Here is a 12,741-nt window from a genome sequence, read left to right on the forward strand (position 1 = left end):
CTCAGCCGGCCGTCCGCAGCACCGCGTCGCGCAGCGTGTCGTCGGCGTCGGCGGACACGCAGCGCAGGTCCAGCAGCAGCCGGCCCCGGACCACCCGGCCGAGCACCGGCGGGTCACCCAGCCGCAGTGCGGCGGCGTACCGTTCGGGCAGGCTCAGTGCCCAGGAGTCCAGCTCGACGCCCGGGGCACCACCCCCGCCGACCACGGCGACGCTGGGCACCACCTCGGCCTTGTGCCCCTCGGCACCGAGAGCGTCACGCAACCGTTCGCAGCGGTCCCGCAGCACGGCCGGGTCGGCGTGCAGGGCGTCGCGGGTCGGGGTGCTCGACCCGTGCAGGGTGGCCGCCAGCGCGGCGAGGGTCAGCTTGTCGACCCGCAGCGCCCGCGCCAGCGGGTGCCGACGCAACCGGTCGACCAGGTCGGCGTCGCCGAGCAGCAACCCGGCCTGCGGGCCGCCGAGGAGCTTGTCGCCGCTGGCGGTGACCAGGTGCGCTCCGGCGCGCAGGGTGCTCGCGGCGTCCGGCTCGGCGGGCAGCAGCGGGTCGGCGGTGAGCAGGCCGGAGCCGATGTCGACGACCACCGGCACGCCGAGGGTCGCCAGGTCGTCGACGCCGACGGCGGAGGTGAAGCCGGTGACGACGAAGTTGGACGGGTGCACCTTCAGGACGAAACCGGTGTCCGGGCCGAGCGCCCGGGCGTAGTCGTCGCGGGTGGTGCGGTTGGTGGTACCGACCTCGCGCAGCCGGGCGCCGGTGCTGGCCAGCAGGTCGGGCAGGCGGAACCCGTCGCCGATCTCCACCAGCTCACCCCGGCTGACCACGATCTCCCGGCCGGCGGCCAACGCGGTCGCGGCGAGCACCAGGGCCGCCGCCCCGTTGTTGACCACGTGCACGGCGGCGGCGTCGGGCACCGCGGCGGCCAGCGCGGCCAGCGCCTCCCGGCCGCGGCGGGCCCGCCGGCCGGTGCCCAGGTCCAGCTCCACGTCGGTGCTGCCGGCGGCGGCGACCAGCGCGTCGACGGCGGCCGGGGACAGCACGGCCCGACCGAGGTTGGTGTGCAGCACCACCCCGGTGGCGTTGAGCACCGCCCGGGGGGTCGGGGCGGGCAAGGCGGCGAGGGCGGCGTCGCGGACCTGCTCGGGGCCGATCTCACCGTGCCGGGCCCGCTGCTGGGCATGGCCGACGGCGGCCTTGACCCGGGCCCGACCGAGGGTCGCCACCGCCGCGGCCAGCGCCGGATCGGCCAGCATCGTGTCGGTGCGGGGCACCCGCCGACGCGGATCGACCGCCTCACCCATGCGTCGTCATCTCCCCCGCAGACGGTTGGCGGAGACGGACGGGAATCGAACCCGCCTGGCCCGGGTCCCGGACCACACCAGCTTTGAAGGCTGGGAGGGGCACCAGCCGCCTGAACGCCTCCGCCCCCGAGTCAACCACAGCACCCCGCCGGTGATGCGGCGAGGTGTCAGACCTGCCCGGCCTCGCGGCGGCGGATCCGCTCCCGCTGCGGCAGCACCGTGTACCTCGGGTCCCGCGCCGAGGCCACCCCGCCGTGGAAGATGCCGAACCGGGTGGCCACCGACGCGGCCAGCAGCGCCGTGCCGGACAGCGCGGACAGCACCCGGCTGCGTCGCCCGGCCAGCGCCCCGACCACCCCGGCGGCGGTGAGCAGACGACCGGCGCGCAGCAGCCGACCCGCCGTGCCGAGCCGGTAGGGCTCACTGAGCAGCCCCAGCCGGGTCTCCACCGAGTGCGCGCCCCACAGTTCCAGGGCCGCCCCGGCCACCGCCATCCGCCGGGCCGGCCCGGCCTGGGCGCAGGGCGCGGCCAGCAGCCCCACGCCGGCACCGCTGGCCAGGGCGCTGCCCGCGAAGATGGTCGGCAGCTCCGGGTACGCCTCGTGCCAGGACGGCACCGCCGTACCGGCCAGCAGCACACCCGTGTACGTGGCCAGCGCCGGCGCGACGGCGGCGGCGGCCAGCCCGGCGACCTGCCCGGCCGGCGGCAGCAGCCGACGCACCGGGGAGAACACGCCGCGTGCCGGTAGCAGCGGTGCACCCTCGGCGACGGCGGCCAACCCGGCGGCCGGGCCGTACGCGGTGAGGATCCAGGTGCCCACCGACATCGGCGAGGTCGGTTTCGCCACCCGCAGCATGTGGTGGAACCGCGCCGGCCGCCCGAGGTCGTGGATCAGGAAGTAGGCGCTGGCGGTGACCGCGCCCAACGCGGTGACCCGACCGGCCCGGCGCAGCGCCGGCCGACCGGTGAGCTGCCCTCCGGCGGCCAGCAGGGACGACCCGGCGGCCAACCCGCCGGTGAACAGGTACGCGGCGATGTCCCACCGCCACACCGGGGCCTTGAGGATCGGCCGGCCGTAGTAGGAGGTGAACTCCGCCTCCGGGACGCGCAGCTCCTCGCCGCCGCGCCCACCCCGACCACGCCGCCGCGCCACCGGCGGCGCGTCCCGGGCCGGCCCGACGACCGGCGCGTCGGCAGCGCCCACGGCACCGGTCGGGGGTGTGGTGGCGGCCGGGCCGACCTTCGGGCCGTGGCCGAGCCGTGCCGAGGAGCGCTGCGGCCGGAACACACCGTCGGCGGCGAGCCGGGCGCGGAAGCCCCGGAACCGCTGCCCCACCGGGAGCCGGCCGGCGGTCACGACGACCCCCCGACGAACGCCGCGACGGCCGCCGCCGTCATCGCCAACGCGGCCAACCCGGCCCGCCGCCACATCCGGGGCAGGTCCCGGGTGGTGACCACCGGATCCGGGGGCAGCCCGTACACCTCGGGCTCGTCGAGGAGCAGGAAGAACGCGCCGTCGCCGCCGACACCGTCGGTCGGGTCGTGGCCGTAGAGCCGGGCTTCCGGCACGCCCCGCTCGTGCAGCGTGGCGACCCGCTGCGCGGCCCGCTCCCGCAGCTCGTCGAGGGGACCGTACTGGATGGACTCGGTCGGGCAGGCCTGGGCGCAGGCCGGGGTCATCCCCGCGCCGAGCCGGTCGTAGCACAGCGTGCACTTCCACGCCCGACCGTCACCCTTACGCTGGTCGATCACCCCGTACGGGCAGGCGGAGATGCAGTAGCCGCAGCCGTTGCAGATGTCCTCCTGCACCACGACGGTGCCGAACTCGGTGCGGAACAGCGACCCGGTGGGGCAGACGTCCAGGCAGGCGGCGTGGGTGCAGTGCTTGCAGACGTCCGACATCATCAGCCAGCGGAAGTCGGTGCGGGTCTCGGCACCCGTGCCCCGGCCGGGCGGTGCGGCCCCCGGCATCCCGAGGAACCGGGTGCCCGTGCCGTCCCGGGCGGTGGACGACCCGGCGTCGGCCATCCGGGCGGCGGCGTCGGCGTCACCCGCAGGGACGCCCGGGTTCGTGCCGCTGGCGCTGCCGGTGCCGGCGGCGACCGCCGCCGACGTGGCACCGGCCGAGCCGCCGGTCGGGTTCCCGGCGAAGGTCGCCGTACGGTGCCCGGCCGGCACCGGCTGCTCGATGAAGGCCACGTGCCGCCAGGAGTTCGCCGTCAACGCGCCGGTGTTGTCGTACGACATGCCGAGCAGGTCGAAGCCGGACTCGGGGACGGCGTTCCACTCCTTGCAGGCCACCTCGCACGCCTTGCAGCCGATGCAGACGCTGGTGTCGGTGAAGAACCCCATCCGGGGGCCGGCAGCCGTCCAGCCCGCGTCCGGGGCCGGATCGAGCGGGCCGTAGAGGCTGTTGGCGTCAGGCATGGTCGGCGCCCTTCTCCCGTGGGCCGTCGTCGCTTCGACCGGCCGGCCGCAGCACCGGGGTCGTCACCGTCGGCGGGCGTTCGCCGGGCACGATCCCGGCCCGTCGACGGTAGTCCTCGACCAGGTCCCGCAACACCGGGCCGGTCGGTCGCCGGCCCGGCCGGATGTCGCAGGTGCCGACCTTGCTCTCCTGGATGAGCACGTTCGGGTCCAGGGTGATGCCGAACAGGTCGTTGGCCGAGTCGCCGGTGACCAGGCCCTCGTACCCGAAGTGGTACGGCAACCAGAGCTGGTGGATGACCCGACCGTCCACCCGCAACGGGGTGAGCCGGTCGGTGACCAGCACCTTCGCCTCGATCACCGCCCGCCCGCTGATCAGGTGCGCCCAGCCGAGGTGGGTCAGGCCCGCCTCGGTAGCCAGCTCCGGGGACACCTCCACGAACATCTCCGGTTGCAGCTCGGCCAGCGGACGCACCGTACGGCTCATCGCCCCGGCCGTGTGGTGCTCGGTGAGCCGGCTGACCGTGAACACGTACGGGAAGACCTCACTGTGCTGCTGCGGCGGGCTGGGGTTCACCGAGTTCACCGGATGGGCGTACACCTTGCGGGTCGGGTTGGCCTGCTGGCCGTAGAGCGGGTTGCGCATCGGCGACTCCGCCGGCTCGTAGTGCGTCGGCAGCGGACCGTCGAGCACCCCGCTCGGCGCGTACAGCCAGCCCTTGCCGTCGGCCTGCATGACGAACGGGTCGTCCCCGGCCAACGCCTCGGTGCCCGACGCCCCCTGCGGCGGCCGGTACCCCGGCGGTTTCGTCTTCTCGAAGTCCGGCACGTCGTAGCCGGTCCACTCGCCGGCCTGCGGGTCCCACCAGACGTACTTCTTACGGTCGCTCCACGGTCGGCCCTGCGGATCGGCCGACGCCCGGTTGTAGAGGATGCGCCGGTTCGCCGGCCACGCCCAGCCCCACTGCGCGGCCACCCAGTCCTGCTCGTGCCGGGACCGGCGGCGGGCGGCCTGGTTGACGCCGTCGGCGTAGACGCCGGAGTAGATCCAGCAGCCGACGGCAGTGCTGCCGTCGTCCTTCGCCTCGGTGAACGAGGAGAGCGGACGGCCGGTGGACACGTCGTAGCCGTTGATCTCGCGCAGCACCGCCTCGGCGCTCGGCTCGTCGTGCGGGCCGTGGGTGGGGTAGTCCCAGGCCAGGTCGAGCAGGGCACGGTCACGGCGGTGGGGGGAACCGGCCAGCCGCTCCCGCAGTCGCCGCCCCAGGTGGTAGAAGAACCACAGCTCGGAGCGGGCGTCGCCCGGCGGCTCGACGGCCTTCTCCCGCCACTGCAACAGCCGCTGGGTCTGGGTGAAGGTGCCCTCCTTCTCCACGTGCGAGGCCGCCGGCAGGAAGAACACCTCGGTGCGGCACTCCTGCGGCACGATCTCGCCGGTGGCCACCTCCGGGCCGTTCTTCCAGAACGTGGCGCTCTCGATCATGAACAGGTCGCGGACCACCAGCCAGTCCAGGTTGGCCATGCCGAGCCGCTGCGCCCGCCCGTGCGCCGAGCCCACCGCCGGGTTCTGGCCGAGCAGGAAGTATCCCCTGATCTTGCCGTCGATCATGTTCAGCACCTGCTGGTAGGTGCCGTGGTCGCCGGTCATCCGGGGCAGGTGGTCGTAGCAGAAGTCGTTGTCCGGCGTCGCCGCGTCCCCCCAGTACGCCTTGAGTAGGCTCGCCGCGTACGCCCGCGCGTTGCCCCAGAAGCCCTTCTGCCCGGGGTGGCGGATGCTGTCCACCCACTCGTCGAACGTCGGGTGGTCGGCGTGGTGCGGCATCGGCAGGTAACCCGGCAGCAGGTTGAACAGCGTCGGGATGTCCGTGGAGCCCTGGATGCTCGCGTGCCCGCGCAACGCCAGGATGCCGCCGCCCGGCCGGCCCATGTTGCCCAGCAGCAACTGGATGATCGCCCCGGTGCGGATGTACTGCACACCGACGCTGTGCTGCGTCCAGCCCACCGAGTAGACCAGCGCGCCGGTGCGGTCCCGGCCCGAGTTCTCCGTCCAGGCCCGCGCCAGCTCCAGGAACTTCTCCGCAGGGATGCCGCAGACCCGCTCCACCATCTCCGGGGTGTAGCGGGCGAAGTGCCGGCGCAGGATCTGGTAGACGCAGCGCGGATGCTGCAGGGTCTCGTCCCGCTCGGTCTGCCCGTGCACCTGCGCGCCGTGCGACTCGTGCCGCAGGCCGGCCGCGCTGTCGCGTTCCTTGGCGGTGTGCCCGCTGCCGGAGTCCCCCTCGTGCCCGGCGTACTGCCAGCTGGTCTGCACGTAGCTGTCGGTGTTCGGGTCGTAGCCGGAGAACAGGCCGTCGCCGTCCTCGGTGTCGGCGAACTGCTCGCTGACGATCGTCGCCGCGTTCGTGTACGCCAGCACGTACTCCCGGAAGTCCAGCTCGTTGTCCAGGATGTAGCGCACCACGCCACCGAGCAGGGCGATGTCGGTGCCCGCCCGGATCGGCAGGTACGAGTCGGCCACCGCGCTGGTGCGGGTGAACCGGGGATCGACGTGGAAGACCTTCGCGCCGCGCCGCTTGGCCTCCATGACCCACTGGAAGCCCACCGGGTGGGCCTCGGCCATGTTCGAGCCCTGGATGACGATGACGTCAGCGTTGGCGAGGTCCTGTTGGAAGTCCGTCGCGCCACCGCGACCGAAGCTGGCCCCCAGACCGGGGACGGTGGCGGAGTGTCAAATGCGGGCCTGGTTCTCGATCTGGAGCGCCCCCATCGCCGTGAACAGCTTCTTGATGAGGTAGTTCTCCTCGTTGTCCAGCGTCGCCCCGCCCAGGCTGGAGATGCCCAGCGTACGGTGCAGCGGACGACCGTCGCTGTCGACCTCCTCCCAGGTCTGCTCGCGGGCGGCGAGGACCCGGTCGGCAATCATGTCCAGCGCGGTGTCGAGGTCGAGATCCTCCCACTCGGTGGAATACGGTCGGCGGTAGCGGACCGTGGTCTGCCGCAGCGGGCTGGTGACCAGGCTCCTGCTGGCCGAGCCCTTCGGGCAGAGCCGCCCCCGGGAGATCGGGCTGTCCGGGTCGCCCTCGATCTGGGTGACCCGGTCGTCGGAGACGTACACCCGCTGCCCGCAGCCGACCGCGCAGTACGGGCAGACCGAGCGGGCCACCCGGTCGGCGGTCTCGGTACGGGCGGTCAGCCCGGCGGACCGGTCCGACTGCGCCGCCGCGCCCCGGCCGAGCGGGTCGGTGCCGGTGAGCTGCCGGTAGACCGGCCAGCCGGAGATGAACGTCCGCAGACCCACCGCGCACCTCCCTCCCGGGCATGATCCGACCTACTGAACATAGGCCAGCACGGCGGAGGATGCGACCCGGGTGCGGGGATCTCCCGCGCACCGGTACGGCGCTGCCCCCGACCGGAGGGGTCGGGGGCAGCGCCGTATAGCGGTGGCGGAGCGCCGGTGTGCATGTCGCCTCTCGGCGCGTGGCGCAACGCGGCTCCAGCCGAACGGAACTCCGCGACGGCAATTCAGGTGAGGCCCGGGGACACTGGACACACCGACGCTCCTGCCCACCAGGATACCCCGCGCCGGCCGTCCGCGTCCCGGTCGCGCAGGGCCGGCGCATGGCGGCCCGGGCCGGTTCGGGGAAAGTCGCGTGCCGGCGCAGGTCGCGGCGGCGTTACCCTGACAGCATGCAGGCCACCCTGGCGACCACCGCCCACCTGGCCCGGCCCGGCCGGCCGGTGGTGGTGGCACGCACCCTGGCGGAGCTGACCGGCCCCACCGGCGGGGTGGTGGAGCTGCCGGTCCGGTTGATGTGGAGCAGCGAACGCACGTTCGACCTGGCCGAACCGGACGACCTGCTCTGGCTGTACGAGAACGTGCTGCGCGAGACCACCCGCGCCGACGACCTGCGGGCACTGATCGACGGACGCACCCTGCGCCGGGTGTGGCGGCGGCTCAACCTGCCCCGGGGGGTCCGGTCGGCCTGGGAGAGCCGGCACCGGGGTCTGCGGACCGCGTGACCCACCTGCACGACTTCTACCGGGAGGTCGCCCGGGTCGCCCTCACCGCGGCCGGGCCGCACCGGTTCGTCCTCGGCGGCGGGGTGGCGTGGGCGGCGCACGGCCTGGTCACCCGCCCCACCGAGGACGTCGACCTGTTCGCCGACGTGGAGGGGGCGGCCGCCGCCGCGGCGGCGGAGGTGTGCGCCGCGCTGGAACGCGCCGGGTACACCGTCGCGCCGGCCGACCCGGACAGCGACCTCGGTGACCTGTTCGAGGGTTTCGACCGGGACATCCGGGACTTCGTGGTCGGCCGGGACGACCGGCAGATCCGGCTCAGCCTGGCCCGGCTCGACCGCTACCGCTCACCGGTGGTGATGGACCTCGGCCCGGTGATGGACGTCCGCGACCTGATCGCCAACAAGACCGCCGCCCTGGTCAACCGGCGGGAGGCCCGCGACTACATCGACGTCGCCGCCGCGCTGGCGCAGTACCCGGTCGACGAGCTGCTGACCCTGGCCCGGCAGGTGGACCCGGCGCTGGCCGACGACGACGTGCGGGCCGCCGGCCGCTACCTGGACCGGCTGCCGGACCGGCGGCTCGCCCGCTACGGCCTGGACCCGGCACAGATCGCGCAGGTCCGCAACCGGCTGGCGGACTGGCCCCGCTGACCGCCGGACCGGGGCCTTGGCCCCGGCCCGGCCGACGGGGCGGTCACTTGGTGAACCGGCCGCCGGTCACGCCCAGGATCTCCCCGGTGACGTAGCTGGACTCCTGGGAGGCGAAGAAGACGTACGCCGGGGCCAGTTCGGCGGGCTGCCCGGGCCGGCCCAGCGGGGTGTCGGTGCCGAACTGCTCCACCTTCTCAGGCGGCATGGTCGCCGGGATCAACGGCGTCCAGATCGGGCCGGGTGCGACCGCGTTGACCCGGATGCCCCGGTCGGCGAGCTGCGCGGCGAGCCCCTTGGTGAAGTTGGCGATGCCCGCCTTGGTGGTGGCGTAGTCCAGCAGCGGCGGCGACGGGTCGAACGCCTGGATGGAGGTGGTGTTGATGATCGTCGCGCCCTCCTTCAGGTGCGGCAGGGCGCTGCGGCAGAGCCAGAACATCGCGTACAGGTTGGTCTTCATCACCCGGTCGAACTGGTCGGTGCTGATCGCCTCGATGCCGTCGTCCTGGGCCATCTGGTAGGCCGCGTTGTTGACCAGGATGTCCAGGCCACCGAGGTCGGTCACCGTCCGGTCGACCAGGTCACGGCAGTGCTGCTCGTCGGTCAGGTCGGTGCGCACCGCGACCCCCCGGCGGCCCGCCTCCTCGATCAGCCGGACGGTCTCCCGGGCGTCGGCGTCCTCGTCCTCGTCGAGGTAGGACACCACCACGTCGGCGCCCTCCCGGGCGAACGCGATCGCCACCGCCCGGCCGATGCCCGAGTCGCCGCCGGTGATCAGGGCCCGCTTGCCCGCCAGCCGGTCACTGCCCCGGTACGACGTCTCGCCGTGGTCGGGCTCCGGACCCATCCGGTCGGTCCGGCCGGGCGTCGACTGCTGCTGGGCCGACTGACCCTCCTGGTGGCCGTACTGGGTGTTCGGGTCCTGCGGGGTGTACTGGTCCTGGCTCACCGTGCGGCTCCCCTGTCTGGTTTGGTGCGTTCTGGGTCTCTCGGTCACCTACCCCGACGGATCGGCCGGAAACAACCCGCGCGGGCATCCGACGACGGCGGTGTGACAGGCGGGTGGCCGGCGACGGCGCGGTGGTGGAACAGTGCGGGCCACTGTGGCAGGAGTGACCGCTGCTCGTTATGGTGCGCAACGGCGCTTACGAGGCGCGTCCATCCCCGTCGAAGGGCACCCCCATGACCTCCTCCCCCGGCACGTCGCGCCGCCAGGTGCTGGCCGTCGCCGCCGCCGCGGCCACCGCCCCGCTGATCGCCGGCGCGCCCGCCCAGGCGGCGCAGCGGCAGGGCCCGAAGGGTCCGAAGACCTGGGACCTGACCGTCCTGGGCACCTCGGACACCCACGGCAACGTCTACAACTGGGACTACTACCGCGACGCCGAGTTCGACGACAGCAAGCACAACGACGTCGGCATCGCCAAGCTCGCCACCCTGGTCAACCAGATCCGCGCCGAGCGCCGGGGCCGGGCCACCCTGGTCCTCGACGCCGGCGACACCATCCAGGGAACCCCGCTGGCCACGTACTACGCCAAGCAGGAGCCGATCACCGTCACCGGCGCGACGCACCCGATGGCCCGCGCGATGAACATCCTGCGGTACGACGCCGTGACGCTGGGCAACCACGAGTTCAACTACGGGCTGCCGCTGCTGGCCACCTGGATCGACCAGCTGGGCTTCCCGGCGCTGGCCGCGAACGCGGTGAACGCGAAGACCGGCAAGCCGGCGTTCCAGCCGTACGTGCTCAAGCGGGTGCGGCCCGGCGGGCCCGGCTCGCCGACCCTGACCGTGGGTATCCTCGGCCTGACCAACCCCGGGGTGGCCATCTGGGACAAGGGCAACGTGGAGGGCAAGCTGGTCTTCCCCGGCATGGTGGAGACCGCCGCGAAGTGGGTGCCGGTCATGCGGGCACGCGGCGCGGACCTGGTCATCCTCTCCGCCCACGGTGGCGACAGCGGCACCTCCAGCTACGGCCCGGAGCTGCCCAACGAGAACCCGGTCAATCTGATCGCCCAGCAGGTCCCCGGCATCGACGCGATCCTGTTCGGCCACGCCCACAACGAGGTGGTGGAGAAGTTCGTCACCAACACCGCCACCGGTGCGCAGGTGCTCACCGCCGAACCGTCCAAGTGGGGGCAGCGGCTGACCCGGATGGACTTCACCCTCACCCGGGAGCGGGGCCGCTGGAAGGTCGTCGCCAAGGGCGCCACCATGCTCAACACCAACACGGTGGTCGAGGACCCGAAGGTGCTCGCCGCCGTGCGGGGCCAGCACGACAAGACCGTCGGGTACGTCAACACGGTGGTCGCCCGGTCCGCGCAGGAACTGTCGGCGGCCGAGTCGCGCTACCGGGACACCCCGATCCTGGACTTCATCAACCACGTGCAGACCGAAGTGGTCACCGCCGCGCTCACCGGCGGCCCGTACGCGGCGCTGCCGGTGCTGTCGATCGCCGCGCCGTTCAGCCGCACCGCCGTGTTCCCGCAGGGTGACGTGCGCATCCGTGACGTCGCCGGGCTGTACGTCTACGACAACACCCTGGAGGCGGTGGTGCTCACCGGGGCCGAGGTGACGGCGTACCTGGAGTACTCGGCGAAGTACTTCACCACGCTGCCCGTCGGCGCACCTGTCGACCCGGCGACGATCAGCGACCCGGCCGTGCCGGACTACAACTACGACGTGATCTCCGGGCTGGACTACGACATCGACGTCTCCCGGCCGGTCGGGCAGCGGATCACCCGGCTGGTGCTGCCCGGCACCGACACCCCGGTCGCCGCCGACGCGCAGTTCGTGGTCGCGGTGAACAACTACCGGCGCAGCGGCGGCGGGAACTTCCCCGGCATCGTGAAGACCCAGGTCTACAACGCGCAGCAGGAGATCCGCCAGCTGCTCATCGACTGGGCGCAGGCCAGGGGCACCATCGACCCGGCCGACTTCTTCGGGCCGAACTGGCGGCTGGTCCGCGCCGGCGTGCCGGTGTTCTGAGCCGCCCGGCCGACGCTCACCGCGCAGGTCGACGGGCCCCGGGGTGCCACCCCGGGGCCCCGCGGGCTCAGCCGCCCGCGCGCAGGTCCTGCTCGTACTGGCCGGGAGTCGGATCGGGCTGGTAGCGGGGCGGGTCGGTCTCGGTCGACGCCGACCGCTCGTCGGGGCGTACCGACGGTGGCAGCTCGCCGAAGCGCGCGTGCCGCAGGAACGCGTACTGCTCGTCGGTGAACGATTCGCTCATGACGCTCAGTGTGCACCCGGCATCAAGGCCGGCGGGAGGGGTAAGCGCGCGGGACCGTCGGCGACGAGAGGACGAAACCATGCGCGCGGTACGGATGACCGCCCCCGGGGTGCTCGAACAGGTGGAGGTGCCCACCCCGACACCCGGCCCCGGCGAGGTGCTGGTACGCGTCGGCGCGGTCGGGGCCTGCCACTCCGACCTGCACATCCTCGACGCCCCGCCGGGTGCCTTCCCCACCCCGATCACCCTCGGCCACGAGATCGCCGGCACCGTGGACACCCTCGGCGACGGCGTCACCGGCTGGTCCGCCGGGGAGCGGGTCGCCGTCTACGGGATCATCGGCTGCGGCACCTGCCGGGGCTGCCTGCGGGGCTTGGAGAACCAGTGCCGCACCGTGCCGCTCGGCGGGATCGGGCTCAGCCGCGACGGCGGGCTGGCCGAACACGTGGTGGTGCCGGCCTCCCGGCTGCTGCCCGTCGGTGACCTGGCGGTGACCCAGGCGGCGCCGCTGACCGACGCCGGGCTGACCCCGTACCACGCGATCGAGCTGGCCCGGCCGGCGCTGCGGCCCGGCACGTCGGCCGTGGTGATCGGCATCGGCGGGCTGGGGCACATGGCGGTGCAGATCCTCGCCGCCACCACCGCAGTACGGATCATCGCGGTGGACAGCAACGTCGCCGCCCTCGACCTGGCCACCCGGGTCGGCGCGCACCACGTGGTGCCGGCCGGCCCCGACACCGTCGACCGGATCCGGGAGCTGGTCGGCCCGGCCCCCGACGGCGCGGACGTGGTCATCGACTGCGTCGGGGTGGACGCCACCCTCGCCACCGCCCGCGGCGTCGTGGCCACCGGTGGCCGGCTGCTGCTGGTCGGGCTGGGCGGCGGCACCATGCCGGTACGGCCGGTCGCCGACGCACCGCCCACCGTGCCGTTCGAGACCAGCGTCACGGTCCCGTTCTGGGGCACCCGGGCCGAACTCCAGGAGGTGATCGCCCTGGGCCGCGCCGGGCTGCTCACCGCCGACGTGCAGACCTTCCCGCTGGACCGCGCGCCCGAGGCGTACGACCTGCTGCGGGCCGGCGAGATCCACGGCCGCGCGGTGATCGTGCCCTGACCCGGC

9 protein-coding genes, 1 tRNA gene and 1 pseudogene are annotated in these 12,741 nt (G+C 73.6%); 4 read left to right on the forward strand and 7 right to left on the reverse strand.

Features of this window, described 5'->3' with window-relative positions; all coding sequences use genetic code 11:
• Position 1: 1 nt before the first annotated feature.
• The 5 genes and pseudogenes from selA to fdh all read right to left on the reverse strand — a co-directional run.
• The gene (gene selA, locus JQX11_RS30285) at positions 2-1,297 is read right to left on the reverse strand and encodes an L-seryl-tRNA(Sec) selenium transferase (RefSeq protein ID WP_204928339.1); all 1,296 of its coding nucleotides are present in this window, start codon (positions 1,295-1,297) and stop codon (positions 2-4) included.
• A gap of 26 nt (positions 1,298-1,323) precedes the next feature.
• A tRNA-Sec gene (locus tag JQX11_RS30290) sits at positions 1,324-1,419 on the reverse strand.
• Between the two features lie 45 nt (positions 1,420-1,464).
• Entirely contained in the window at positions 1,465-2,655 is a 1,191-nt protein-coding gene (gene nrfD / locus JQX11_RS30295; protein WP_307826436.1) for an NrfD/PsrC family molybdoenzyme membrane anchor subunit, read from the reverse strand.
• Entirely contained in the window at positions 2,652-3,725 is a 1,074-nt protein-coding gene (locus JQX11_RS30300; RefSeq protein ID WP_204928340.1) for a 4Fe-4S dicluster domain-containing protein, read from the reverse strand. The genes nrfD and JQX11_RS30300 overlap by 4 nt, the downstream gene beginning before the upstream one ends.
• A 58-nt stretch (positions 3,726-3,783) precedes the next feature.
• Positions 3,784-7,023 (reverse strand): annotated as a pseudogene (fdh, locus tag JQX11_RS30305) (formate dehydrogenase); the annotation flags it as partial.
• 389 nt (positions 7,024-7,412) lie between these two features.
• Between fdh and JQX11_RS30310 the strand changes: the two are divergent.
• Both JQX11_RS30310 and JQX11_RS30315 read left to right on the forward strand, forming a co-directional pair.
• Positions 7,413-7,745, forward strand: a complete 333-nt coding sequence (locus JQX11_RS30310) for a hypothetical protein (protein ID WP_204928342.1) — start codon at positions 7,413-7,415, stop codon at positions 7,743-7,745.
• On the forward strand, positions 7,742-8,395 hold the full coding sequence (locus JQX11_RS30315) for a nucleotidyl transferase AbiEii/AbiGii toxin family protein (RefSeq protein WP_204928343.1): 654 nt from the start codon (positions 7,742-7,744) through the stop codon (positions 8,393-8,395). The genes JQX11_RS30310 and JQX11_RS30315 overlap by 4 nt, the downstream gene beginning before the upstream one ends.
• Before the next feature lie 43 nt (positions 8,396-8,438).
• Here the strand turns inward: JQX11_RS30315 and JQX11_RS30320 are convergent, their stop codons facing one another.
• Entirely contained in the window at positions 8,439-9,341 is a 903-nt protein-coding gene (locus JQX11_RS30320; RefSeq protein ID WP_307826437.1) for an SDR family oxidoreductase, read from the reverse strand.
• Between the two features lie 233 nt (positions 9,342-9,574).
• Here JQX11_RS30320 and JQX11_RS30325 point away from each other — a divergent pair, with 233 nt between their 5' ends.
• Positions 9,575-11,377 carry a bifunctional metallophosphatase/5'-nucleotidase gene (locus JQX11_RS30325; RefSeq protein WP_204928344.1) on the forward strand — a complete coding sequence of 601 codons (1,803 nt, stop codon included), beginning with the start codon at positions 9,575-9,577 and terminating at the stop codon, positions 11,375-11,377.
• A gap of 67 nt (positions 11,378-11,444) precedes the next feature.
• Here the strand turns inward: JQX11_RS30325 and JQX11_RS30330 are convergent, their stop codons facing one another.
• Positions 11,445-11,621, reverse strand: a complete 177-nt coding sequence (locus tag JQX11_RS30330; protein ID WP_204928345.1) for a hypothetical protein — start codon at positions 11,619-11,621, stop codon at positions 11,445-11,447.
• Positions 11,622-11,700: 79 nt separating this feature from the next.
• Here JQX11_RS30330 and JQX11_RS30335 point away from each other — a divergent pair, with 79 nt between their 5' ends.
• Positions 11,701-12,735: an NAD(P)-dependent alcohol dehydrogenase gene (locus tag JQX11_RS30335; RefSeq protein WP_204928346.1), complete on the forward strand. Its 1,035-nt coding sequence runs from the start codon at positions 11,701-11,703 to the stop codon at positions 12,733-12,735.
• The last annotated feature ends 6 nt before the right edge of the window (positions 12,736-12,741 follow it).

This window comes from Micromonospora humida, from assembly GCF_016901255.1.
Classification (GTDB): domain Bacteria; phylum Actinomycetota; class Actinomycetes; order Mycobacteriales; family Micromonosporaceae; genus Micromonospora; species Micromonospora wenchangensis.

Coding starts and splice junctions, on each gene's coding strand:
- selA (WP_204928339.1), bottom strand. CDS start 1,297: ATGGGTGAGGCGGTCGATCCGCGTCGGCGGGTGCCCCGCACCGACACG.
- JQX11_RS30300 (WP_204928340.1), bottom strand. CDS start 3,725: ATGCCTGACGCCAACAGCCTCTACGGCCCGCTCGATCCGGCCCCGGAC.
- JQX11_RS30310 (WP_204928342.1), top strand. CDS start 7,413: ATGCAGGCCACCCTGGCGACCACCGCCCACCTGGCCCGGCCCGGCCGG.
- JQX11_RS30325 (WP_204928344.1), top strand. CDS start 9,575: ATGACCTCCTCCCCCGGCACGTCGCGCCGCCAGGTGCTGGCCGTCGCC.
- JQX11_RS30330 (WP_204928345.1), bottom strand. CDS start 11,621: ATGAGCGAATCGTTCACCGACGAGCAGTACGCGTTCCTGCGGCACGCG.
- JQX11_RS30335 (WP_204928346.1), top strand. CDS start 11,701: ATGCGCGCGGTACGGATGACCGCCCCCGGGGTGCTCGAACAGGTGGAG.